The 23229-nt window shown below is 69.9% G+C and carries 20 protein-coding genes; 16 read left to right on the top strand and 4 right to left on the bottom strand.

The features are described 5' to 3' along the window. Window positions 1-171 precede the first annotated feature (171 nt). From NQ151_RS08515 to NQ151_RS08485, 7 genes are read left to right on the top strand one after another with little or no spacing between them, the layout of a single operon-like run. The gene (locus NQ151_RS08515) at window positions 172-1080 is read left to right on the top strand and encodes an ABC transporter substrate-binding protein (protein WP_257527736.1); all 909 of its coding nucleotides are present in this window, start codon (window positions 172-174) and stop codon (window positions 1078-1080) included. An 8-nt stretch (window positions 1081-1088) separates the two neighbouring features. Then, entirely contained in the window at window positions 1089-2051 is a 963-nt protein-coding gene (locus tag NQ151_RS08510) for an amino acid ABC transporter permease (protein WP_257527735.1), read from the top strand. Continuing rightward, complete coding sequence (locus NQ151_RS08505; protein ID WP_285891693.1) at window positions 2048-2827, top strand: amino acid ABC transporter ATP-binding protein; 780 nt, start codon at window positions 2048-2050, stop codon at window positions 2825-2827. Before NQ151_RS08510 ends, NQ151_RS08505 begins: the two co-directional genes overlap by 4 nt. Before the next feature lie 28 nt (window positions 2828-2855). After that, window positions 2856-4442, top strand: a complete 1587-nt coding sequence (locus tag NQ151_RS08500; protein WP_257527734.1) for a thiamine pyrophosphate-binding protein — start codon at window positions 2856-2858, stop codon at window positions 4440-4442. A 40-nt stretch (window positions 4443-4482) separates the two neighbouring features. Continuing rightward, window positions 4483-5484 (top strand): dimethylarginine dimethylaminohydrolase family protein, encoded by a 1002-nt coding sequence (locus NQ151_RS08495; RefSeq protein ID WP_257527733.1) that lies wholly within the window; start codon window positions 4483-4485, stop codon window positions 5482-5484. Next, window positions 5481-6734 (top strand): M20 family metallo-hydrolase, encoded by a 1254-nt coding sequence (locus NQ151_RS08490; protein ID WP_257527732.1) that lies wholly within the window; start codon window positions 5481-5483, stop codon window positions 6732-6734. Before NQ151_RS08495 ends, NQ151_RS08490 begins: the two co-directional genes overlap by 4 nt. Beyond that, complete coding sequence (locus tag NQ151_RS08485) at window positions 6731-7657, top strand: C-terminal binding protein (protein ID WP_257527731.1); 927 nt, start codon at window positions 6731-6733, stop codon at window positions 7655-7657. Before NQ151_RS08490 ends, NQ151_RS08485 begins: the two co-directional genes overlap by 4 nt. On the opposite strand, the gene NQ151_RS08480 is transcribed toward NQ151_RS08485, so the two are convergent. Next, complete coding sequence (locus NQ151_RS08480) at window positions 7654-8397, bottom strand: alpha/beta fold hydrolase (protein WP_257527730.1); 744 nt, start codon at window positions 8395-8397, stop codon at window positions 7654-7656. The genes NQ151_RS08485 and NQ151_RS08480 overlap by 4 nt on opposite strands. Window positions 8398-8470: 73 nt before the next feature. Here NQ151_RS08480 and NQ151_RS08475 point away from each other — a divergent pair, with 73 nt between their 5' ends. Continuing rightward, on the top strand, window positions 8471-9163 hold the full coding sequence (locus NQ151_RS08475) for a helix-turn-helix transcriptional regulator (RefSeq protein ID WP_257527729.1): 693 nt from the start codon (window positions 8471-8473) through the stop codon (window positions 9161-9163). Here NQ151_RS08475 and NQ151_RS08470 read toward each other — a convergent pair. Continuing rightward, window positions 9160-10212 carry a LacI family DNA-binding transcriptional regulator gene (locus NQ151_RS08470; RefSeq protein ID WP_257527728.1) on the bottom strand — a complete coding sequence of 351 codons (1053 nt, stop codon included), beginning with the start codon at window positions 10210-10212 and terminating at the stop codon, window positions 9160-9162. The two genes, NQ151_RS08475 and NQ151_RS08470, sit on opposite strands and share 4 nt — an antisense overlap. A 142-nt stretch (window positions 10213-10354) precedes the next feature. Between NQ151_RS08470 and NQ151_RS08465 the strand changes: the two genes are divergently transcribed. The 8 genes from NQ151_RS08465 to NQ151_RS08430 all read left to right on the top strand — a co-directional run bounded on the left by NQ151_RS08465 (window position 10355) and on the right by NQ151_RS08430 (window position 20964). Beyond that, entirely contained in the window at window positions 10355-12454 is a 2100-nt protein-coding gene (locus NQ151_RS08465; protein WP_257527727.1) for a beta-galactosidase, read from the top strand. Between the two features lie 43 nt (window positions 12455-12497). Continuing rightward, on the top strand, window positions 12498-13850 hold the full coding sequence (locus tag NQ151_RS08460) for an extracellular solute-binding protein (RefSeq protein ID WP_257527726.1): 1353 nt from the start codon (window positions 12498-12500) through the stop codon (window positions 13848-13850). A 70-nt stretch (window positions 13851-13920) separates the two neighbouring features. Further along, the gene (locus NQ151_RS08455; protein WP_306817145.1) at window positions 13921-14892 is read left to right on the top strand and encodes a carbohydrate ABC transporter permease; all 972 of its coding nucleotides are present in this window, start codon (window positions 13921-13923) and stop codon (window positions 14890-14892) included. Beyond that, on the top strand, window positions 14889-15815 hold the full coding sequence (locus NQ151_RS08450; RefSeq protein WP_257527725.1) for a carbohydrate ABC transporter permease: 927 nt from the start codon (window positions 14889-14891) through the stop codon (window positions 15813-15815). The genes NQ151_RS08455 and NQ151_RS08450 overlap by 4 nt, the downstream gene beginning before the upstream one ends. A 31-nt stretch (window positions 15816-15846) precedes the next feature. Further along, a complete protein-coding gene (locus tag NQ151_RS08445) occupies window positions 15847-16845 on the top strand; it encodes a LacI family DNA-binding transcriptional regulator (protein ID WP_257527724.1) in 999 nt (332 codons plus the stop codon). A gap of 50 nt (window positions 16846-16895) precedes the next feature. Next, complete coding sequence (locus tag NQ151_RS08440; RefSeq protein WP_257527723.1) at window positions 16896-18500, top strand: xylulokinase; 1605 nt, start codon at window positions 16896-16898, stop codon at window positions 18498-18500. Between the two features lie 21 nt (window positions 18501-18521). Next, the gene (gene araA / locus NQ151_RS08435; protein WP_257527722.1) at window positions 18522-20024 is read left to right on the top strand and encodes an L-arabinose isomerase; all 1503 of its coding nucleotides are present in this window, start codon (window positions 18522-18524) and stop codon (window positions 20022-20024) included. A gap of 1 nt (window position 20025) precedes the next feature. Beyond that, window positions 20026-20964, top strand: coding sequence for an aldose 1-epimerase family protein (locus NQ151_RS08430; RefSeq protein WP_257527721.1), 939 nt, complete (start codon window positions 20026-20028; stop codon window positions 20962-20964). Window positions 20965-21144: 180 nt separating this feature from the next. Here the strand turns inward: NQ151_RS08430 and NQ151_RS08425 are convergent, their stop codons facing one another. Both NQ151_RS08425 and NQ151_RS08420 read right to left on the bottom strand, forming a co-directional pair. Beyond that, window positions 21145-21339, bottom strand: a complete 195-nt coding sequence (locus NQ151_RS08425) for a hypothetical protein (RefSeq protein WP_257507793.1) — start codon at window positions 21337-21339, stop codon at window positions 21145-21147. A gap of 116 nt (window positions 21340-21455) precedes the next feature. Continuing rightward, entirely contained in the window at window positions 21456-23183 is a 1728-nt protein-coding gene (locus NQ151_RS08420; RefSeq protein WP_257527720.1) for a carbohydrate-binding domain-containing protein, read from the bottom strand. Window positions 23184-23229: the final 46 nt, after the last annotated feature.

The following is a 23229-nucleotide window of genomic DNA, read 5'->3' as shown; positions in this document are numbered from 1 at the left end:
TGGTTCTTCGTGCGCGGGATGCGAAAAGGTGCGTGAGTGTCAACTTCCTGGCCTCGCCGCATCCGTCGGCGGCGAGCGGGAAGGGAAACCTGTATGTAACAACCGTTGCCTAGTGTTCAACACGTTACTTCCTCGACGGATCCCGAACCACCGAGCACCAGGAGACTCCCCATGCCTCAGCGCACCCTCGGCCGGATGACTTTCGCCATCACCGGCCTCGCCCTCAGCGCCGTCCTCGTTGCCGGCTGCGCCGCCACCTCCGATGCCCCGGCATCCGCTCCCGATCCGGCAGCGAACGCCGAGAACGAGTTCTTCCAGGCACTCCCCGCCGCTGTGCAGGAGGCCGGCTCGGTCAGTGTCGGCACCGAGGCGTACTACCCGCCCTATGAGTACATCGACGCCGACGGTTCCACGATCGTCGGCCTCGACATCGACCTGTTGGATGCCGTCACCGAGCGCCTCGGCATCGAGTACGAGCTTGACAACGTCGCCTTCGACACCCTGTTGCCTTCGCTGGACGCGAAGCGCTACGACCTCGTCGTCGCGGGGATCACTGACACCGTGGAGCGCCAGGCCAACTACGACTTCGTCGACTACTTCGCCGCAGACCAGGCGATCATCGTCGCGGCAGGCAACGAGGCGGGCATCTCGTCGATGGCCGACCTGTGCGGCCTGACGGTGTCCGTGCTTGTCGACTCCACGCAGCAGAGCCTGCTCGAGGAGGAGAACGCCGGTGCGTGCGCGGGCGAGCAGATCGACATCCTCACGCAGCAGAGCGACACCGAGGCGCTCATGCAGGTGCAGTCCGGCCGCGCCGCGGCGCTGCTGACGCAGGAAGCCGTCGGCATGTACAACGCATCGCAGATCGGCGGCGGCACGGCCTTCGAGGTCGCCAACGAGGGATCCATCGAGCCCATGCCGCTCGGCTACGTCTTCGCCAAGGGCAATGACCAGCTGCGCGACGCGTTCCAGAAGGCGCTGCAGTCGCTCGTCGACGACGGCACGTACGGCGACATCATGAGCTCCTACTCGCTCACCAACGCCGCCCTCGACGAGATCACCGTCAACGGCGCAGAGTGACCCGACCCATGACCGCGACACACATCTCCGAGGCGGCGGGACGCAGGGTCGTGCCCGTCCGGCACTACGGACAGTGGGCCGCCGCCATCGTCGTGCTCGCCCTCGCGGGTGCGCTCGTCTGGCAGGTCGCCACGCGCAGCGTCGTCCGCTGGGAGCTCATCTTCTCCCGCGTCGGTGCGACGGCGATCCTCGAAGGCATGACGATGACGGTGCTGTTGACCGTCGTCAGCATGATTGTGGGGGCGGCGCTCGGAGTTGTGGTCGCGGTCATGCGGGTCTCCGGCAACCGGATGCTGGCCTCGGCGGCGTGGCTCTTCGTCTGGATCTTCCGTGGCACCCCCCTGCTCGTGCAGATCCTGATCTGGTTCAATCTGGCCCTGTTCATCCCCACGATCGGGTTCGGCGCCGCGGAGATCAGTCTCAACGTGCTCATCTCCCCGTTCACCGCCGCGATCCTCGCGCTCGCACTCAACGAGGCCGCCTACGTGTCGGAGATCGTCCGGGGCGGACTGCTCTCGGTGGACCGGGGCCAGTACGAGGCAGCGGATGCCCTCGGCATGGGCCGCGGCCAGGCCCTGCGTCGCATCATCCTGCCGCAGGCGATGCGGTCGATCCTCCCGCCTATGGGCAACGAGCTCGTGACCCTCCTGAAGGAGACCTCCCTCGTCTCGGTGATCGGCGCCGGAGAGCTGCTCTACCGCGCCCGCCAGATCGGAGCCGCCGACTACAGCGTCATCGAGATGCTCTTGGTCGCGAGCGTCTGGTACCTGATCCTCACGACGATCGCCGGCATCCTGCAGGGCTGGCTGGAGAGGCGGTTCTCGCAGAGCCTGCAGCAACGTCAGCCCGGGTGGGCGGCGCGCATGTTCGGGTTCCGTCGTGATCGGGGCGGTGAACCGGCGCTTTTGACCGGACCGGCCCCCGTCATCGCCACCACTGACAGTGTCCGCACGGATGGAGGATCCCGATGACCGGCATATCGAACCCGCCCCTGGTCGTCGTGGACGGCGTGCGGAAGGCGTTCGGCCCACACGAAGTGCTCACCGATGTCAGCCTCCATGTGCAGGCCGGCGAAGTCGTCGGCATCCTGGGGCCGTCGGGATCAGGGAAGTCGACCCTGCTGCGCTGCATCAACCACCTCGAGGAGATCGACCGCGGTGAGATCCGCGTCGACGGCGTCCTGGTCGGGTATCGCGAGCACCGCGGGCGCCCACACGAACTTCGGCCCCGCGAGGTCGCCGAGCGCCGCCGGGAGATCGGGATGGTGTTCCAGCGGTTCAATCTGTTCGGGCACATGACCGCCTTGGAGAACGTGGCTGAGGCGCCCGTCCGGGTGCTGCGCCGGTCCAAGACCGATGTGCGCGCCGAGGCGCTCGCCCTCCTCGACCGCGTCGGGCTCGCCGATAAGGCCGGTCACTACCCTGCCCAGCTGTCCGGGGGACAGCAGCAGCGCGTGGCGATCGCGCGCGCGCTGGCGATGCGCCCCAAAGTCATGCTGTTCGACGAACCCACGAGTGCGCTCGACCCCGAGCTCGTCGACGACGTGCTGGGCGTCATGCGCTCCCTCGCTGATGACGGCATGACGATGATCGTCGTCACGCACGAGATCGCCTTCGCCCGCGACGTCTGCGACCGGGTGGTGTTCATGGCCGACGGCGTCGTCGTCGAGCAAGGACCGCCCGCGCAGGTGATCGACGACCCGCAGCACCAGCGGACCCGCACGTTCCTGCGCCGCGTGCTCGGTTGACCCGTACACGATCCAAGGAGACCGAACGATGAGACTTGGCGAAGCCGTCGCCCACCAGCTGGCGCTGCGCGGCGTGGATACCGTGTTCGGCATCCCCGGCGTGCACACGATCGAGATGTACCGGGGGCTCCCGGCCGCAGGCATCGCGTCGCACCCGGCCCGGCACGAGCAGGGCGCCGGCTTCATGGCCGACGCCTACGCACGGCAGACCGGCGAGGTCGGCGTCGCACTCCTGGTGACCGGCCCCGGACTGCTCAATGCCCTCACGCCGCTCGCGCAGGCCTGGCACGACTCGGTGCCCGTCCTCTTTCTCGCCGCGGACACTGCGACGGCAGACCTCGGTCGGGGACGAGGCCCCCTTCACGACGTGCGCGATCAGGTGATGGCCGCGTCGGGGGTCACCGCTCACGCGTGGCGACTGACGGATGCCGCGGACCTCCCGGCGCTCCTCGACGCGGCCTGGCGGGCCCTGCGCGCACCGCGACCGCGACCGGTCGTCATTTCGCTGCCTATCGACCTGCTCGCCGCCGATGTGTCGGACGCCCTTGCCGCCGCTGCGCCGGCACCGCTGCCGGCGCTCGCCGCGCCGGACCAGGAGACCGTGGAGCAGGCGGCGGCGGCCCTGCGCACGGCGTCGGCGCCCGTCATCCTCTGTGGGGGAGGCGCGCGGGGCGCGACGGCGCAGGTGCGCCGCCTTGCCGAACTGCTGGACGCCCCGGTCATCACCACGGGAAACGGCGCCGGCGTCCTGCCGGGCGACCACCCCCTGTCCGTGGGGCCGCTGCTGCCGCTGGAGGGCGGGCACGCGCTCGTGCGGGACGCCGACGTGGTGCTCGCGGTGGGCACCGAGTTCTCCGGCGCGGACATGCTCTACAGTGGCCGCACCGTCGAAATGACGGGCACCCTCGTGCGTATCGACACCGATCCCGCGAACCTCCACACGCCGCTCGCCGCCGATATCGCCCTGTGCGCCGACGCCGCACTCACGCTCGATGCCCTCGTGGCTGCTCTCCCGGTGCGCTCGCCGGCCACGGGGGACACGGGGGCCGCGCGAGCTGCGGCGGCGGTCGCTGCGAGCGACTGGACCGACCAGTCCCTCGCCCACCTCCCGTGGGTGACGGCGATCGGACGGGCCATGCCGAGCAATGCCGTGCAGGTGCTCGACTCCACGCAGCTCGCGTACACGCTGCATCAGGTCGTCACCCCGGACGAGCCGACGGCGCGCATCGCCCCGTACGGACTCGGCACGCTGGGACCTGCCCTGCCCATGGGCATCGGCGCCGCCATCGCGGAGCCTGAGCGCCCCGTACTCGTGATCGCCGGAGACGGCGGCGCCCTGTTCACACTGACCGAGCTCGCCGGCGCCGTGGATCTCGGACGGCAGTTCACGCTCCTGATCTGGGACAACCGCGGGTACGGCGAGATCCGCGACTCGTTCGACCGGGCGGGTGCTCAGCGCATCGACACCGAAGTGACTGCGTTCGACCACGTGCTGATCGCGCGCGGCTTCGGCGCCGAGGCCGTGGGTGTGGAGACTCCCGAGGCCCTCGAGCGGGAACTCTTCGCCGCCATGCGGCGCGACATCGCGACGGTCATCGTCGCCCGAGGATTCTGACCGCGTCGACGGTCGATCAGACAGTGGAAGAAGGACGCAGATGAGCGAGTTCGATTCGACGATGGAGGTTTCCGACGGGCGGTTCCACCGCCTCATGGGTCCCGAGGGTGCCCCCGGCTTCCTCGACCATGCGGAGCTGGAGAGCACGTGGGGGCGCCGCTGGGGAGCCGCCGACGAGGTCGGCCGTCTTCGCGCTGTCCTCATGCGCCGGCCCGCCGCATGCCTGGCCGAGCTCACCGCCGACATGTACGACGCGTCCGTCGACGCGCTCGTCGAGCCGCACGGTCGCGGGTACTGGACCGGCCGGGAGGCACCGGACATGGACCGGGTTCGCGCCGAGCACGACGGGTTCGCCCAGCTCCTGCGCGACAACGGGATCGAGGTCGTGTACGCCCCCGATCTCCCGACATTCCCCAAGGCGGTCTACACGCGCGATCCACTCGTCACCATCCCGGGTGGGGCCATCATCGCCCGCACCGCCGCGCGCATGCGCCGAGGTGAGGAACAGACCATCACGCAGGCCGTCGCGGGGGCGGGAATGCCGATCCTCGGCACCATCACGGGGGAGGGCATCGTGGAGGGCGGTACGTTCGTCAAGGTCCGCCGCGACCAGGCGTTCCTCGGCACCTCGGTCCGGACCACACCGGAGGGATACCGCCAGCTCGCGGCCCTCCTCGACATCCACGGCATCACGCTGCACCGGGTATCGCTGCCCGGATACCTCATCCATCTCGACATGTGCTCGTCGATGGTGGACGACGATCTCGCCCTGGTCAACACGCGCCTCGCGCCGTACGACTACATGGCAGCCCTGGAGGCTCTCGGTATCGAACTCGTCGAGGTCCACCCCGCGGAGGAATGGGCCAGCAACCTGCTGGTGCTCGACCGCCGCCGCGTCGTCATGCCCGATCACCTGCCACGTACGGCCGAGCGGCTCGCAGCGAAGGGCGTCGAGGTGCTGACCGTCCCGTACCGCGAGATCCTGAAGAACGGTGGCGGGCTGCACTGCTCGACCATGGAGCTGCAGCGGGACTGGGCATGAGCGGCGTCGACGCGCAGGACTTCCTCGCCGACTTCGTCCGGATGTCGGCTTTCGGCGCGACCGCGGGCGGCGGCGTCGACCGGCAGGCCGGAACGGACGCCGACGGCGATGTGCGCGCCTGGTTCGCCGAACTGCTCCGCGCACACGGCTTCGTGGTGCACCAGGATGCCATCGGCAACCTCTTCGGACAGGTCGAACTCGTCCCCGGCGCACCGTATGTGCTGTTCGGCTCGCACCTGGACAGTCAGCCGCTCGCCGGCCGGTACGACGGCGCGTACGGCGTGCTCGCCGCCGTACACGCAGCCGTCCGCGTTCTCGCCGCGCACCGCGAGGCCGGGACGCGCCCGCGCTACAACATCGCCGTCGTGGACTGGTTCAACGAAGAGGGATGCCGGTTCAAGCCGAGCATGATGGGTTCGGCTGTGGCAACCGGCAAGCTCCCGCTGGAGGTCGCCCTGGACACGACAGACCCCGCCGGGACCACGGTGCGGGAGGCGCTGGAGCGGCTGGGCGCCGCCGGCGCATCCTCTCTGCCTGAGATCGCCGCCTACGGTGAGATCCACATCGAGCAGGGCCCCACAATGCAGGAAGCGGACGTGACGATCGGCGCGGTCGCGCAGACGTGGTGCGCCAACAAATACGAGGTCGTCGTCCACGGCGAGCAGGGGCATACCGGATCGATGCGGATGGCCGACCGCCGCGACGCCCTCCTCGGGGCCGCGCACGTGATCACGGCGGTGAACGACCTCATCCGCTCCTTCCCGGAGGAGACTCTGCACACGACGGTCTCGGAGATGTACCTGGAGCCCAACTCGCCCGTGACCATCGCGCGGGAAGTGCGGATGCTCATCGACCTCCGGGCCGAGACCACCGACGAGCTCGAGCGTGCGTTCGCACTGCTGCAGCAGCGGATCGCCGACATCGAGGAACGCACCCGCACGCGCGTCGAGTTCCTCTCCAGCTCGGTGTGGCGCTCCGGCCCCTTCGTCGAAGCCGGAGTGCGGCTCGTGGAGGAGGCAGCCGCCGGCCTGGGGCTCACCCACACGCGGGTCAAGACGCTCGCCGGTCACGACGCGACCAACGTCAAGGACATCGTGCCCACGGTCCTCGTGTTCATCCCCAGCGTCGACGGCATCTCGCACAATGAGAAGGAGTTCTCCACCGACGCGGACATGCTGGCAGGACTCGACGTCTTCGAGAGAGTCGTCGCTGGCCTCGCCGACGGCGTCCTCGACGCGGTGCGCTCATGACGGCGCGCCCGGTCGCCCTGATCACCGACGTCACCGATCTGTCTCCGCAGCCGGCGCTCCGCATCCTTGCGGACGCCGGGTTCGACGTCGAGGTGCTCCGCTGGGACATCACGCACGAGGTGCCGGAGCACGCGCGCAGTGCGGTCGCGGCACTCGCCGGCTACGCCCAGCTGGGGCCCGACTTCTTCGCGGCGTTCCCGCACCTGCGATGGATCGGCACAGCGTCCACAGGCAGCGACATGGTGGATGCGACGGCCGCCGCCGCGCACGGCGTGACGGTGCGACCGCTCGCCGGGGCGTCCACGGAGGAAGTCGCCACGCACGCCCTCGCCCTCACGCTCGCTGTCGAGCGAGACCTGCACCGCGCGCAGGGTGTGGTCGCTGCGGGTCAGTGGACGGATGCGTTCGACCGCCTGCCGCGCCGTCTGAGCGAGCTCACGCTGGGGCTCTGCGGGCTCGGACGCATCGGCGCCCGGTTCGCCGAGCTGGCGCGCCCGCTGTTCGCCCGCGTCATCGGGTACGACCCGTCGGCCAACGCCCCCGGCGTCGAGCCCGTGGGCTTTTACGAGTTGCTGGCGCAGAGCGACGTGCTGTCGCTCCACCTGCCTCTGCTGCCGCAGACCCGCGGCCTGATCGGCGCGTCGGAGATCGGGCGGATGCGTCCCGGAGCCTCGCTCATCAATGTGTCCCGCGGGGAGCTCGTCGACCTCGCCGCCCTGGCAGCTGCGCTCGACGACGGGACGCTGCGGGGAGCCGGACTCGACGTGCTCGACGCGGAACCGCCGCGATCCGACCACCCCCTTCGCACACACCCCCGCGCTGTCGTCACACCGCATGTGGGTTTCCTGTCGGCGGCCTCACTGCGCACCTACGAGTGTGAGCCCGCGGAGGCGCTTGTCGCGTGGTGGTCCGACCTCGGCTAGGACGCGATGACCGGGGACGCTCCGGCCGCCGCGATGATCTCGGCGAGGTCGCGCGGACGGCTCCACATGGGCCAGTGGCCGGTCGGCAGGTCGACGAACTCGACATTCTCGAGCTTGGCCACCTCGGCGAACATGGGGTGGCCGGCATCGGCCAGCTCCCTCCCCTGCGCGCTGGGGATCGAGCAGCACACCAGGGTGGCGGGGACCTGCAGCCGTGCCTCGTCGGTCAGCTCCACCGGCTGGCGCAGCACGGGGCCGGGCTGCGGGACGGCGCGGGACCGGAAACGCGCGAGAGCCTCGGCGCTCAGGCCCTCAAGGCTCGCCTGCGCACCGAGCGTCTCGAAGGGCGGCAGCGGAAGCTCGTCGAGGTCTTCGGGGGTATCCGGGGCGAAAGCCATGCCGGGCGTCGCCGGGCCGCTGTCGACCCAGACCACGCGCCGCACCAGTTCGGGATGCCGGTCGAGCACCAGGCTCACCGGGCCGTTGGCGCCGCTGTGCGCCACGACGACCACAGGTTCGCCGTCGGCAGCTGCGGCCATGACCCGCTCGATCGCCGCCACCTGGTCATCGAGGGTGCGGGAGGCTCGTTCGGAGTCCGCCTCGTCGAGGCCCGGCAGGGTCACGGGGAGCGCTCGACAGCCCCTCGTCGTGAGGTGCTCGAGGACTTCATCCCAGGCCCAAGCGCCGAGCCAGTGGCCCGCGATCAGGACGGTGGTCGCCTCGTTCGTGTTCGTCGCCATGTCCCGATCTTCGCAAGCGCTCTGGACAACGGGTTGTCACTATTTCTGGCAGGATTTGTCCCGGGGTGGGCACATGAAGCGAGCGGAGCGGCTCCACGCGATGTCGGAGATGCTGCGGCGCAGCGGCTCTCGCGGATGTACCGCGCAACGGCTGGCATCCGAGTTCGAGGTGTCCGTGCGCACGATCAAGAGGGACCTCGACGCACTCGAGAACAGCGGTGCGCCGATCTGGTCCCGCCCCGGCCCCGGCGGCGGCTACGGACTGGCGGCTGCAACGAACCTGCCGCCGGTCAGCCTGACACCCGCCCAGGCCGTGGCGCTTCTCGCGGCGGTCTCATCTGCCCGCGATGCCCCCTATGCGGATCTCGCTGCGGTCGGCGTTCGGAAGATCTTGGACGTCCTCGACCCTCGAACCCGAATGAAGGCCGACGAGCTCGCCCGGCGCGTCTGGATCGACTCTCCAGCTCCTGCAACCCGGGCGATCAGGTCCGCGATTGAAGAGGCGATGGCCGACCAACGCGTCGTGCGCATCCGTTACACGTCGGGCGACGGCACCGAAACGAGCCGCGACGTCGAACCCCTGATGTTCGCATCGATGAACGGCCGCTGGTACGTGGTCGGCTGGTGCCGACTGCGCAGCGATATCCGGTGGTTCCTCGTGAGCCGCATCCAGCACGCCAGCGCAACCAAGATCCCCTGCGGTGACCACAGCATTCAAGAAATCGGCGCCCCGCCGGCTACAGCCAGATCCGTGGAACGCGTTTAGCGGACTCGCCCCGCGGGGTCCGGCGCCGGTGCGGGCGCCGACGAACGACGGACGATGACCTCCGTCGCGCGCCGTGGAGCCGGCGGTGGCGCGGCGCCCTCGATGCGCGCGATGAGGCGCTGCACCGCCGCGCGCCCGGTGGCGTCGAAGTCGTTGCGCACTGTCGTCAGCGGCGGATCGAAATATGCGGCTTCCGGAATGTCGTCCACGCCCACGACGCTCACATCGTCGGGTACGCGCAGACCGCGCTCTTTGAGGGCCAGCATGACGCCGAGGGCCATCTGGTCGTTTGCGACCACGTAAGCCGTGGCATCCGGGAGCTCGGTCAGCTCCGCCACCGCCCGATACCCCGAGCCCGCGGACCAGTCGCCGTGAAGCGCCCCGGCAGACTCCAGCCCCAGGTGAGCGGTCGCCGTCTCATACGCGTGCTGGCGCCCGCGCGCGGATGACCAGGTCATCGGTCCCGCCATGTGCAGCAGTCGCCGATGCCCGAGCGAGGCGAGGTGCTCGACGAGCGCGGTGGTCGCCGTCTCGGAGAAACTCGAGTGGGTTGCCGCTTCGGTCTCCAACTGCACGGGAACCCCGAAATCCACCTCGGCCAGCGCGCGGAGCATCGCGTCACTGGAGGCAAGGGCCAGCACGCCCGCAAAGGCGTGCCGTGTCAGCAGTTCGAGCGACTGCTCGATCGCGGCGGGGCTGTGCATGTCCACGAACACCAGATCCAGCACGTACCCGGCGTCCCGTGCCGCGGCGCTTGCCCCCTCTGCGATGCGGCTGGGGCCCACCTCCGACGCCTCGTGGGTGAACGCGGCGATGCGGTGCGACCGGCCGGACTTCAGGCTCCGCGCGGTGAGATTCGGGCGGTAGTCCAGCTCCTCGAGTGCCTGCACGACCTTCGCGCGGGTCTCGGGGCGGATTCCCTCATACCCCTTCAGCAAGCGGCTCACGGTCTGATGCGAGACGCCGGCCGCCGTGGCCACGTCGTAGATCGTGGAGGGACGGCGCGACTCGGTCGGCGCCCCGCCCAGCGGCGCCATGTCGGGTGTCATTGGCCGATGTCCTCTCGGGTAGCCCCGCGATCCTACTCTTGACGCGGTGATGTTGTCGGCAACATAGTAGGACGCGAGCCGACGATGTTGTCGAAAACATGCGACGTCCATCGTCCCCGGATACGACGATGGAGCCGAGAAGATGACCTCCCACCCGCGGCCCGAGTCCAGTGGCATCCTCTTCGGAGCCGCTTACTACGCCGAGTACCACCAGAGCGAGCGCACGGCGACCGATCTCGATCTGATGAAGGATGCCGGGTTCTCGGTGATCCGCGTGGGTGAGTCGGTGTGGTCGACGTGGGAACCGCGGGATGGCGAGTTCGACCTCGAGTGGCTGCAGCCGGTTCTGGACGGAGCCCACGAGCGGGGAATTTCGGTGATCCTCGGCACGCCGACGTATGCGGTGCCGCCCTGGCTGCAATCGGCCTACCCCGAGATCGCCGCGGAGGTCCGCACCGGTGAGCCGATGCCGTGGGGGTCTCGTCAGGAGGTCGACTATTCGCACCCCGCCTTCCGGTTCCACGCGGAGCGGGTGATCCGCGCCGTGGTCGCGCGATACGCCGACCATCCGGCCGTCATCGGGTACCAGGTCGACAACGAGCCGGGCATGCTGCTGTTCCACAACCGCGGCGTCTTCCGGGGCTTCGTGCGCTGGCTCCAGGCCGTATACGGCGATGTCGACACCCTCAATCGCGAGTGGGGCCTGACCTACTGGTCGCACCGGCTGGCTGATTGGTCGGAGCTGTGGACGCCCGACGGCAACTCGCTGCCGCAGTACGACCTCGCATGGCGGCGCTACCAGTCGGAGCTCACGACCGACTTCATCGCATGGCAGGCGGGGATCGTGCGCGAATATGCGCGCCCGGGGCAGTTCGTGACGACCTGCATCGCGTACGCGCGCCCCGCCGTCGACGACGAGAAGGTGGTCTCGGCGCTGGATGTCACGGCGGGCAACCCCTATTACGCGATGCAGGATCACCTCGACGCGACGCTCGACCTGCCGCCGGCCACTCCGTGGTCGTCGACGGGGGTGGCTGCCCTGTTCCGGCAGGCCGACCGCCTGTACTCCTCGAAGCAGGACCGGTTCCTGGTCACCGAGACCGACGCGCAGTCCATCGGCGGTGCGGATTTCAACCTCCCGCCCTACCCGGGCCAGCTGGTGCAAGTGGCGTTCTCGCTGATCTCCCGGGGCGCGGCGATGATCGAGTACTGGCACTGGCACACCCTGCCCTACGGCACCGAGACCTACTGGGGCGGCGTGCTGCCGCACAGCCTGCGGCCCGGTCGGGTGTACCGCGAAGTGTCGGAGATCGGCGCCGCGCTGCGGGCGATCGGCGACGCGCTGGACGGCTTCGTACCGGATGCCGACGTCGCGTTGCTGTGGTCGAACGACAGCCGGTACGCCTTCGAGTTCGCCCCACCGCTGGCCGCTGCCGATGGCGGGCCTGATCGTCAGTCGTACCAGCACATCTTCGATGCCTTCCACCGCGGGGTCATCGACGCCGGTTCCCAGGCGCGCGTGCTGCACGTCGCGCAGGCGCACGCGTTGGGTGCGGCGGAGCTTGCCGCGCGCTGGCCGGTGTTGGCGGCGCCCGCGCTGTATGCGGCATCGGATGAAGACCTCGACCTGCTGCGCGAATACGCCGCCGCCGGCGGGCACCTCATCGTCGGGATCCGCACCGGCTACGGCGATCAGGAGGCGCGGGCACGCACGGAGGTCGCGCCGGCCCGGCTGGCGGATGCCGCGGGGGTCAGCTACGAGGAGTTCTCGAACCTGGCATCCGACCTCCCGGTACGCGGCGCCGGCGGGTTCGAGACGACCGACGGGACGGCCCAGCGCTGGGCGGACGGGCTGATCGCAGGCGACGCAGAGGTGCTCGCCCGGTACGACCACCCCCGTTTCGGTGATTTCGCCGCGATCACGACCAACGGGCACGGCGGTGGGCGCATCACGGTTGTCGGCACCGTGCCGTCGCCTCGGCTCGCCGCCGACCTCGTCCGCTGGGCGGTGGCCCGGCCGGTGGCCGAGGCCTTAGCGCCCGAGCGCGCACTGCCGGTCACGGTCTCGTCGGGCACGCTGCACGCCGGCGGCCGCGCCTGGTTCATCTTCAACTGGGGATGGGAGCCGCAGGCGGTCACGCTCGCGGCATCCGTGTCCGACGCCGTCAGCGGAGACACCCTCGCCGCCGGCACCGACGTCTCACTGCCGGCCTGGTCGACGAGGGCCTTCCTCGAGCGGTGAGCACCAAGGGATCACACGATCCGACAATCACAGGAGGAACACCATGAGGAAGTCGCGGAGTACAGCAGTGGTGCTGCTCGGCGGAACCGCCGTGCTGGGGCTGGTGCTTACCGGCTGCACGGGCGGAACCGGTGGCGGCGGGGAAGCGCAGGGTGACATCACGCAGGAGGACATCGATGCGGCGATGGAGACGCCGACCGAACTGACCTTCTGGACCTGGGTGCCCGACATCGACCAGCAGGTGGCGATGTTCGAGGAGACCTACCCAGAGATCGACGTCACGGTGGAGAACGTCGGGCAGGGGCTGCCGCACTACCAGAAGCTGCGCAGCGCCATCGAAGCAGGCGAAGGTGCGCCCGACGTCGCGCAGGTCGAGTACCAGTACATCCCCTCTTTCGTGCTGAGCGAGTCGCTGCTGGATCTTGCCCCATACGGCGCGGACGACATCTCCGACGACTATGTGGAGTGGGCGTGGAACCAGGTCTCACCCGACGAGGCGGTGTGGGCGATCCCGCAGGACGTCGGGCCGATGGGCAATCTCTACCGTGAGGACATCCTCGCGACGGCGGGGATCACCGAGCCGCCCGCGACGTGGGAGGAGTACGCGCAGGCGGCGCAGGCGGTGAAGGATGCCACCGGCTCGTACATCTCCAACCTCGGTGCGACACAGGCCGGCCAGATGATCGGCTTCTTCTGGCAGGCGGGCGTCAAACCCTTCGGCTACGACGGTGCCGAGACCGTCACGATCGATGTCAACAGCGACGAGGCGAAGGCGGTGGCCGACTACTGGACCCAACTGATCCAAGCCGACCTGATCTCCACCGACGTCGACTTCAACGACGAGTGGTACCAGGGCCTGGCCAACGGCAAGTACGCCGGCTGGCTCACCGCCGCGTGGGGTCCGGTGTTCCTGCAGGGCACCGCAGAGGGCACGTCGGGTTTGTGGCGCGCCGCGCCGTTGCCGCAATGGGAAGAAGGAGAGAACGTCTCGGGCAACTGGGGCGGGTCCTCCGACGCGGTGCTCGCCACGAGCGAGAACCCCATCGCCGCCTACGTGCTGGCCGAGTTCATCAACCACGACCAGGAATCGGCGATGAGCCTGGCCACGGAGCAGTTCCTGTTCCCGCCGCAGGTGTCCGTGCTGGAGGATCCGGCGTTCGTCGACCTGAAGTCGGAGTTCTACGGCGGACAGGAGGTCAACAAGCTGTTCGCCGAGATCTCGGAGACGGTCGACACCGACTTCCAGTGGCTGCCGTTCATGGACTACGTCTACTCCAGTTACGAGGAGACCATGGGCACCCAGATCGCCGCCAAGGGTGACATCGCCGCTGCGCTGGATGCCTGGCAGGACCAGCTCGTCTCCTACGCCGAGGACCAGGGCTTCACCGTCGAGTGAGCCACGGGCGGGGCCCGGTCGCACCATCGCGACCGGCCCCCGCCCCCTCACACAACATCAAGGAGCAGCAATGTCGCACTCCCACAGCGCCACCGTCGCCGACGCGCCGCCGCGTCGCGCCGCACCCATGCCGCCGCGGCGCCGCAACGCCGCCACCCGCCGCCAGCATCGCGCGGCGTATCTGTTCATCCTTCCGTTCTTCGCCGTCTTCCTCACGATGCTCGTGGCTCCGCTGGTCTACGCCGGGTACCTCAGCTTCTTCGAGAGCAGGCTCATCGGCGGCGAGCAGTTCGCCGGCCTGGCCAACTACACCCGCGCGTTCGCCGACCCCAACTTCTGGGGCGGCCTCGGTCGCGTGGCGCTGTTCCTGGTCATCCAAGTGCCGATCATGCTGGGGCTCGCACTGTTCCTCGCGCTCGCGCTGGACACCGGCCGGGCTCGGGGATCGCGCACCATCCGGCTGCTGATCTTCATGCCGTACGCGGTGCCGGCGGTGATCGCGACGCTCATGTGGGGCTACCTTTACGGCCCCGACTTCGGTCCGCTCGCGCAGATCGCGCGGGGCATCGGCTGGGGGACTCCGGATTTCCTCTCGCCGGGCAGCATCCTCGGCTCGATGATGAACATCGTCACGTGGGAGTTCATCGGCTACAACATGATCATCATGTACGCCGCTCTCCGGGCGATTCCGATGGAGCTGTACGAAGCAGCCGAGATCGAGGGTGCCGGTCAGTTCCGCATCGCGTGGAGCATCAAGATCCCCTCGATCCGCCCGGCGATCCTGCTGACGGTGATCTTCTCGATCATCGGCTCGTTCCAGCTGTTCAACGAGCCGAGCCTGCTCAATGCGATCGCTCCGGATGCCATCACCAACTCGTTCACGCCGAACTACTACGCCTACAACCTCGCGTTCATCAACCGCGAGCTCAACTACGCCGCCGCGATCGCATTCCTGCTGGGGCTGCTGATCGCCGTGGTGTCCTACGTCGTGCAGTTGGGCGAGCAGCGCCGTGAGCGCCGCGATCGAAAGGGGCTGCGATGACCACGCTCGACACCAGGGCCGTCGTCACCGGCCGACCCGCTCGCGGCGGGCGACGCGCGCTGCGCCGGTATGTGCCGGAGAAGCGGCGCAGCTGGCTGCTGACCGTACTGCTGTGGCTGTGCGCGTTGTACTTCATCCTGCCGCTGTGGTGGCTGATGGTGGCATCCACCAAGGACACCTCCGCGCTGTTCGCGACGTTCGGCCTGTGGTTCGCCCCGGAGTTCTCGCTCTGGGACAATCTGGTCGAGCTGTTCACGGTGCGCGGCGGGCTGTTCGCCCGGTGGATGCTCAACACGGTGGTCTACGCGGTCGTCTCGGCCCTCGGGGCCACGCTGTTGTCGGCGATGGCCGGCTACGCGTTCGCGAAGTACGAGTTCCCGGGCCGCCGGGCGCTGTTCTCCGTGACGCTCGGCGCGGTCATGATCCCGGTGACCGCACTCGCCCTGCCGACCTACCTCCTGTTCGCCCGGGCGGGCCTGACGGATACCCCGTGGGCGATCATCATCCCGTCGCTGGTGAGCCCGTTCGGGGTGTACCTGATGCGCGTCTACGCCGCCGATTCGATCCCCGACAGTCTCATCGAGGCGGCTCGGGTGGACGGCGCGGGGGAGTTCCGCATCTTCTGGCAGGTCGGGTTGCGACTGCTGGGGCCAGGCCTGGTGACGGTGTTCCTGTTCTCGCTCGTGGGGACCTGGAACAACTACTTCCTGCCGCTGATCATGCTCAACACGTCGGAGCTGTACCCGATCACGGTGGGACTGGCGCAACTGCAGGCGGCGGCGTCGGCGGGCGGTGGATCGCAGGCGGTGTTCTCGACCGTCATCACCGGTTCGTTCGTGTCGATCCTGCCCCTGGTGATCGCGTTCCTTTTCCTGCAGCGCTACTGGCAGTCCGGACTCGGAACGGGAGGGGTCAAGGGATGAGGAGACAGCATCGCGCGCTAGCCTGAGCGGCATGCCCGACCCCGCCGTTCCCCGCACCAAGGTGGGCGTGCGCGACGTCGCCGCACTGGCGGGGGTGTCGCCCCAGACGGTGTCGCGCGTGCTCAACGACCACCCGCACATCCGCGACGAGACGCGCCGCCGCGTGCTCGACGCGATGGCGGCGCTGGGCTACCGCGTGAACAACGCGGCCCGCTCGCTCGGCACCGCCACGACCCGCACACTCGGGGTCATCGCCTCGGATGCCACGCTCTACGGCCCCGCCGTCGGCATCGCAGCGCTGGAGACCTCGGCGCGCACGGCCGGCCGCTGGATCGCCACCGCCTACGCGGACGCCGCCGACGCGGCATCCGTCGCCGCCGCCGCGGAGCACCTGCTCGCGCAGGGGGTCGACGGCGTCGTCGTGGTCGCTCCGCACGAGCGCACCCTGGAGACCCTTGCGGAGCTGGGGCTGCCCGTCGCGGAACTGCACGGCGGGCCGGGTGCCGACCGTCAGCGCGAGGGAGCGGCAGCGGCGGTGCGTCACCTCGTCGACCTCGGGCACATGCGCATCGCCCACCTCGCCGGGCCCGCCGACTGGCGCGAGGCCGCCGCCCGCGATGCCGGCGTACGGGCCGCTCTCGCGGCGGCCGGGGTCGAGCCCGGACCGCGGTGGGAGGGCGACTGGTCGGCCGCGGCCGGTGCGGCCCGCGCCGCCGAGGTCGCCGCAGCCGTGCGCGCACCGGGCGGGCCGACGGCGGTCGTCGTCGCGAACGACCAGATGGCACTGGGTCTGATCGCGGGCCTCGCCGCGCGCGGTGTCGACGTTCCGACCGACGTCAGCGTCACGGGCTTCGACGACAACCCGGATGCCGCGTACTACCGGCCCGCCCTGACCACCGTGCGCCTGGATATCGTCGGCGAAGCGCGTCGCTGCATCGGGGACGTGCTGGGTCTGGAGGTCGCGCAGGCCCCCGTGCCTGCGCCGCCGGTGCTTGTGGCGCGCGCGTCGACCGCCCCGCCTCGCTCGTGACACCGATCCCTGTTACCGGTAACATCGACGCAGACACCAATGGAGGATCCGTGAGCATCACGCCCACCGCCACCCGCGACGCCGCGATCGGCGAGGCGATCCGCGCCGGACGCACCTCGCTCGGCATCGAACTCGGCTCGACGCGCATCAAGGCGTGCCTCATCGGGGAGATCCCCACCGACGTGCTCGCCGTCGGCAGCCACGCGTGGGAGAACACGTTCGAGGATCGTCTGTGGACCTACTCCCTCGACGACGTGTGGTCTGGGCTGCAGGCCGCGTACGCCGACCTCGTCGCCGACGTGCAGACCCGGTACGGAGTAACCCCCGACACGTTCGGCACGATCGGCGTTTCGGCGATGATGCACGGCTACCTCGCGTTCGACGCCGCGGGTGACCTGCTGGTGCCGTTCCGCACCTGGCGCAATACCAACACCGGGCCCGCCGTCGCCGTGCTCAGCGACCTGTTCGAGGTCAACATCCCGCACCGCTGGTCGATCGCGCACGTCTACCAGGCCGTGCTCGATGAAGAGCCGCACGTGCCGCGCATCGACTCCGTCACGACCCTCGCCGGCTACGTCCACTGGCGCCTCGCCGGCCGCCGCGTACTGGGCGTCGGCGACGCGTCGGGCATGTTCCCGATCGACTCCGCCACGCACCATTACGACCGCGACCTGCTCGACCGCTTCGCCGGCCTCGGCACCGGCCTGGATCTGGCCGCCCTCCTCCCGGAGGTACTCGTCGCGGGTACTCCCGCGGGCGAGCTGACCGCCGACGGCGCGGCACTGCTAGACCCGACCGGCACCCTCCGCCCCGGCATCGCGCTGTGTCCGCCGGAGGGCGACGCCGGCACCGGCATGGTCGCCACGAACGCCGTCGCCCCCCGCACCGGCAACGTCAGCGCCGGGACGAGCATCTTCGCGATGGTCGTGCTCGAGCACCCGCTGCGCCACGCCCACCACGAACTCGACCTCGTCACGACGCCCGCCGGCGACCCCGTCGCGATGGTGCACTGCAACAACGGCGCCAGCGAACTGGCCGCCTGGGTGGGCATGTTCGCCCGCTTCGCCGAGGCGTCGGGGCAGCCCGTCGACATGGACGCCGTGTACGAGACGCTGTTCCGCGAGGCGCTCACCGGCGACCCCGACGCCGGGGGACTGCTCGCCTACAACCACCTTGCCGGCGAGCCGATCGCCGGCCTTGCCGAGGGCCGCCCGCTGTTCGTGCGCACCCCCGACAGCTCCTTCACCCTCGCCAACGCCATGCGCGCGCAGCTGTACGGCGTGTTCGGCACCCTCGCCCTGGGCATGCGGGTGCTCGAGGACGAAGGCGTGGCGCTGGATCGCATGTTCGCCCACGGCGGCATGTTCCGCACCGCAGGCGTGGCGCAGCGCTTCCTCGCCGGCGCGCTCGGCGCCCCGGTCGCCGTCGGCGAGACCGCCGCCGAAGGCGGCGCCTGGGGAATCGCGGTACTGGCGGCCTACCTGAGCCGCGCAGAAGACACCGACCTGGCCACCTACCTCGACTCTCATGTGTTCGCCGACGCCGATATCGACGTCGCCGAGCCCCGCCCCGAAGACGTCGCCGGATTCGCGACGTACCTCGATCGTTACCGCGCCGGCCTGGCTGTCGAAGCCGCCGCCGTCACCGCACTCTGAACCGCTAGCGAAGGAACTGCCATGCCCCTTTCCACTTCCCTCGACGGCTACGAGGTCTGGTTCGTCACCGGCAGCCAGAACCTGTACGGCGAAGAGACCCTGCGCCAGGTGGCCGAGCAGTCGCAGGCCGTCGTCGACGGCATGTCCGCTCTTCCGGTGCGCGTGGTGTGGAAGCCCGTGCTGAAGGATGCCGACAGCATCCGCCGCCTTGCCCTCGAGGTCAACGGCCGCGACGACGTCATCGGCGTGATCGCGTGGATGCACACCTTCAGCCCCGCCAAGATGTGGATCGGGGGCCTGGACGCGCTGCAGAAACCGCTGCTGCATCTGCACACGCAGGCGAACGTCGAGCTGCCGTGGGAAGACATCGACTTCGACTTCATGAACCTCAACCAGGCCGCCCACGGCGACCGCGAGTTCGGGTACATCCAGACGCGGCTGAACGTCGCCCGCAAGACCGTCGTCGGTCACGTGTCCAACCCGGTCGTGCTCGAGCAGATCGAGCAGTGGCAGCGCGCCGCCGCCGGCTGGCAGGCCGTCCGCACCCTCAAGCTCGCCCGCTTCGGCGACAACATGCGCTTCGTCGCCGTCACCGAGGGCGACAAGACCGAGGCCGAACTGCGCTTCGGCGTGCAGGTGAACACGTGGGGCGTGAACGAGCTGGCGGATGCCGTCGCCGCGGCATCCGACGATCAGATCGACGCCCTCGTGGCGGAGTATCTCGAGCGGTACGACGTCGCCGAGGAGCTCCACCCCGGCGCGGACCGCCACCAGTCGCTGCGTGACGGCGCCGCCATCGAGATCGGCCTGCGGTCGTTCCTCGAGGAGGGCGGCTTCGGCGCCTTCACGACGAGCTTCGAGGACCTCGGTGCGCTCACGCAGCTGCCGGGGCTCGCGGTGCAGCGCCTCATGGCCGAGGGGTACGGCTTCGGCGCCGAGGGCGACTGGAAGACGGCGATCCTGGTGCGCGCCGCGAACGTCATGGGTTCGGGCCTGCCCGGTGGTGCGAGCCTCATGGAGGACTACACCTACGACCTCGTGGCGGGCGACGAGAAGATCCTCGGTGCCCATATGCTCGAGGTCTCGCCGTCGCTGACCACCGCCAAGCCCCGCCTTGAAGTGCACGCGTTGGGCATCGGCGGCAAGGAAGACCCGGTGCGCCTGGTCTTCACCGCCGACCCCGGTCCCGCCGTCGTCGTCGCGCTGTCGGACATGCGCGACCGCTTCCGCCTCGTCGCGAACGTCGTCGAGAACGTCGAAGCCCCCGACCTGCCGAACCTTCCGGTGGGCCGGGCCGTGTGGAAGCCCGCCCCCGATTTCGCCACGAGCGCCGGATGCTGGCTGGCCGCCGGGGCCGCACACCACACCGTCATGACCACTGCGGTGGGCATCGAGGTGTTCCAGGACTTCGCCGAGATCGCGAAGACCGAACTGCTCGTGATCGACCAGGACACCACGGTGCGCGGGTTCCAGAAGGAACTGCGTTGGAACGCGGCGTACTACCGGCTGGCGCAGGGGATCTGACATGGCGCACCTTCCTGCCAGCGGCATCCAGCACACCCTCCGCCACGGCAACTGCGAAGCGGTCGTCGCGAGCGTCGGCGCCTCGCTGCGCTCGCTCACCCACGCCGGTCGCAACCTGGTCGTGCCGTTCGCCGCCGACGAGGTGCGCCCGGCGTATCGCGGCGCGACGCTGGTGCCGTGGCCCAACCGCATCGTCGACGGCCGCTACGTCTTCGCCGGCGTCGAGCACAAGCTCGCTCTCACCGAGCCCGACCGCCGACACGCGCTGCACGGTCTGGGTGCGTGGCTCGACTACGACGCCGTCGACAAGGGTTCCGACCACGTCACCCTGACCGCGACGATCGAGCCGCAGACCGGGTACCCGTGGCGGGTGCGGGTGACCACGACCTTCACGCTCGGCGACGATGGGCTCACCCAGTCGGTGCGCGCCGAGAACCTCTCCGCCCACCCGGTGCCGTTCGGCACCGGCCCTCACCCCTACCTCGTCGCAGGGGAGGGGACGGTGGACGACTGGACGCTGGAACTCCCGGCATCCGACGTGCTGTCTGTCACGCCCGACCGGCTCATCCCGACCACGCTGGGCCCGGTGGATGCCGCGTTCGACTTCCGCACGCCGCGGCAGATCGGCGCGACCGAGATCGACCACGCATTCACGGCGCTGCAGGCGGATGCCGCGGGCGTCGCGACCGTGCGCGTGACCGATGCCGCCGGTCGCGGAGTCGGCATCGCATGGGACGCTGCGTGCCCGTGGGTGCAGGTGCACACCGCCGACCTTCCAGGCGGCCCCGCTCAACCCGGGCACCGCGGCGGCCTCGCCGTGGAGCCGATGACGTGCGCGCCCGACGCGTTCAACGCGCCGCGCTACGACTTCGACCCGGGCCTGCTCGTGATCGAGCCGGGCGCCGTCGCCGAGGCGGGCTGGCGCATCTTCGCGATCTGAGCCGGCTCAGCCCGGCCGGTGCGCACCACGTCGATCGCCGCGCTGTCGCGCGAGGACGCCCGCGGTGGCGCTGTACACGGGCCCGGTCGTCACGGCGGGACGGCCGGCGGCTGCGGCTGAGGTATCCACTCACGACGAAGGGCCCCGGAGTCTCCTCCGGGGCCCTTCGCTTCGTGGGACTTAGTCGCGCAGCTTTTCCTTGACCTCGTTGCGCGTCTGGACGGACTCGCGCTCCGCCTCGGCCTTCTTCACGTCGGATTCGGCCTTGTGCTCGTCGGCCTTGTCCTTGATGCGGTCGGCGGTGTCGTCGAGTGCATCCTTGGCCTTGCGACCTGCGGTCTCGGCGGTACTCTTCGCGTCATCGATGAAACCCATGATTCGCTCCTTTCGTGAAGGCGGCCCGGGTGCTACCCGTCCGTCTAGCGTGACTCCGACGCTATTCGGCGTGCGGCCCGCGGTCACGGGGTTGAATCCGCCGCGCGCAGGTGATATCAGCGCGGGGCACCGCCCGGTCCGCCCATGCCTCCGGCGCTCTGCTGCCCGGCGACGGCGGTGGCGATCGTCGCACCGTCGGCGACGAGCGTGTACGTCTCGCCGTTGGTCAGTCCCGGCGCGGAGAACACCACGTTCTGCGCCTGCTTGGTCGCCGTCACGGTGCCCAGCTGCTCGCCGGACGCGGACACGATCGTGAGCACGGTGCCGGGGGCGATGCCGCCGTTCGCGGTGAACTGCACGGTGGCCTGCGCCGAATCGGCGCTCGGGGCCTGCGCCATGCCGGCGGGGCCGAGGGCCAGCAGCGTGCCGCCGGAAATCGTCACGCCGCCGTCGGCGTCGACGGCGCCGTTCCCGTCGGCGGTGGGGCCGTGAACGATCACCGTGCCGCCGGTGATCTCGATCGGGCCGTTGGCGTCGAGGCCGTCGCCGCCGGCGTCGACCACGAGTTCGCCGCCGGCGATGACGAGGGTCAGCTCCGCCGTCCCGGCGTCGGGTTCGGAGACGTTGATGGCATCGTCGCTGGCGGTGAGCGCGATCGTGCCGTCCTCGACGGTGATCTGCCCGCCCTCGAGGGCCTCGACCGACGAGGTCACGGTGACGTCGCCGTCCGAGACGACCAGCTGCAGTTCGGCGTGCGCCGCGTCATCGCCGCTGGCAAGCGTCACGTCCGCGCCAGCCAGGTGCAGGTAGGCGTTGGTGTTGATGGCGTCGTCCGCGGCGTCGATGTTCACGACTCCCGACTCCAGTACGGCGATCGTGCCGGCCACGATCCCCTTCGCCCCCGACTCGGGGTCGGAGGTCGACCCGCGCCCGGCTTCGATGTCCACGGTGCCGCCGGTCTGCACGACGTCGGTGTACGCGTCGATGCCATCGCCACCGGACACGAGGGCGACGGTGCCGTCCTCGATCGCGACGTAGCCGCGGTCGGCGTCCTCTTCGTTGTCGGCCTTCAGTCCATCCCCGCCGGCGTCGACGGCGATGTCACCGCCGCGGACGACGAGGTGGTCCTTGCCGCGGATGCCGTCGTCCACCGCGTCGACGTCGATGGTGCCTGACTGGATCACGAGGCCGTCGCGCGACGCGATGCCGTCGTTGCCGTTGCCGGCGACCGACAGCGCCCCTGATCCGGTGATCGTGAGGTCGGCGGCGCTGGCGAGGGCCGCGTTCGCCTCGACGTCCTCGGCGTAGCCGTTCGCGTCGCTCAGGGTGCTGGCCGAGCCTTCGGCCAGCACGATCACCGCCTCGTCGGCGGCGGCGATGTCGATGGCAGCGCCGTCGGCGTTGCTGATGTCCACGCCGTCCAGCACGAGGGTGACCGCACCCTCGTCCTCGCTGTCCACGACGAGCTGGCCTTCCAGGTCGCCGCTGAGCAGATAGGTGCCGGCGGCGGAGATCGTGACGGTGGCGCCGTCGATGGTGACGTCGGCCGAGTCCGACGCGCTGGCGCCGGACCCATCGAGCTCGATCTTCACGGCATCCGCTTCGGACCACTCGCCGGCGGCGGGGTCGTCGTGCGTCTGCTGGTTGCCGGCGAGCACCTCCTCGGCGGTGGCGAACCCGGTCAGCGTCGTGTCGACGGTCGTTTCGGGCTCGGCCGTGCTGTCGGGGTTCGCCGCGGGGGTCGCGGCGCCGCTCGCGCAGCCGGAGAGCGTGAGCGCCAATGCGGCGGGAGCAGCCACCAGCCACAGCCGGCGGCGCGACGGGGTCTCGTGAAGGGGTGTCATCTGGTCCTTTCACACGGGGGAAGCAGCGCATTCGGGATGCTTCCAT

Origin of the sequence: Microbacterium sp. zg-YB36 (assembly GCF_024623575.2) — a bacterium.
Classification (GTDB): Bacteria; Actinomycetota; Actinomycetes; order Actinomycetales; family Microbacteriaceae; genus Microbacterium.
The sequence above is the reverse complement of the archived record's forward strand: the minus strand, read 5'-3'. Positions and strand labels throughout refer to the sequence as shown.

Coding starts and splice junctions, on each gene's coding strand:
- NQ151_RS08445 (WP_257527724.1), top strand. CDS start 15,847: ATGCCCGACCCCGCCGTTCCCCGCACCAAGGTGGGCGTGCGCGACGTC.
- NQ151_RS08500 (WP_257527734.1), top strand. CDS start 2,856: ATGAGACTTGGCGAAGCCGTCGCCCACCAGCTGGCGCTGCGCGGCGTG.
- NQ151_RS08430 (WP_257527721.1), top strand. CDS start 20,026: ATGGCGCACCTTCCTGCCAGCGGCATCCAGCACACCCTCCGCCACGGC.
- NQ151_RS08485 (WP_257527731.1), top strand. CDS start 6,731: ATGACGGCGCGCCCGGTCGCCCTGATCACCGACGTCACCGATCTGTCT.
- NQ151_RS08450 (WP_257527725.1), top strand. CDS start 14,889: ATGACCACGCTCGACACCAGGGCCGTCGTCACCGGCCGACCCGCTCGC.
- NQ151_RS08505 (WP_285891693.1), top strand. CDS start 2,048: ATGACCGGCATATCGAACCCGCCCCTGGTCGTCGTGGACGGCGTGCGG.
- NQ151_RS08425 (WP_257507793.1), bottom strand. CDS start 21,339: ATGGGTTTCATCGATGACGCGAAGAGTACCGCCGAGACCGCAGGTCGC.
- araA (WP_257527722.1), top strand. CDS start 18,522: ATGCCCCTTTCCACTTCCCTCGACGGCTACGAGGTCTGGTTCGTCACC.
- NQ151_RS08455 (WP_306817145.1), top strand. CDS start 13,921: ATGTCGCACTCCCACAGCGCCACCGTCGCCGACGCGCCGCCGCGTCGC.
- NQ151_RS08490 (WP_257527732.1), top strand. CDS start 5,481: ATGAGCGGCGTCGACGCGCAGGACTTCCTCGCCGACTTCGTCCGGATG.
- NQ151_RS08515 (WP_257527736.1), top strand. CDS start 172: ATGCCTCAGCGCACCCTCGGCCGGATGACTTTCGCCATCACCGGCCTC.
- NQ151_RS08460 (WP_257527726.1), top strand. CDS start 12,498: ATGAGGAAGTCGCGGAGTACAGCAGTGGTGCTGCTCGGCGGAACCGCC.
- NQ151_RS08475 (WP_257527729.1), top strand. CDS start 8,471: ATGAAGCGAGCGGAGCGGCTCCACGCGATGTCGGAGATGCTGCGGCGC.
- NQ151_RS08495 (WP_257527733.1), top strand. CDS start 4,483: ATGAGCGAGTTCGATTCGACGATGGAGGTTTCCGACGGGCGGTTCCAC.
- NQ151_RS08465 (WP_257527727.1), top strand. CDS start 10,355: ATGACCTCCCACCCGCGGCCCGAGTCCAGTGGCATCCTCTTCGGAGCC.
- NQ151_RS08420 (WP_257527720.1), bottom strand. CDS start 23,183: ATGACACCCCTTCACGAGACCCCGTCGCGCCGCCGGCTGTGGCTGGTG.
- NQ151_RS08510 (WP_257527735.1), top strand. CDS start 1,089: ATGACCGCGACACACATCTCCGAGGCGGCGGGACGCAGGGTCGTGCCC.
- NQ151_RS08470 (WP_257527728.1), bottom strand. CDS start 10,212: ATGACACCCGACATGGCGCCGCTGGGCGGGGCGCCGACCGAGTCGCGC.
- NQ151_RS08480 (WP_257527730.1), bottom strand. CDS start 8,397: ATGGCGACGAACACGAACGAGGCGACCACCGTCCTGATCGCGGGCCAC.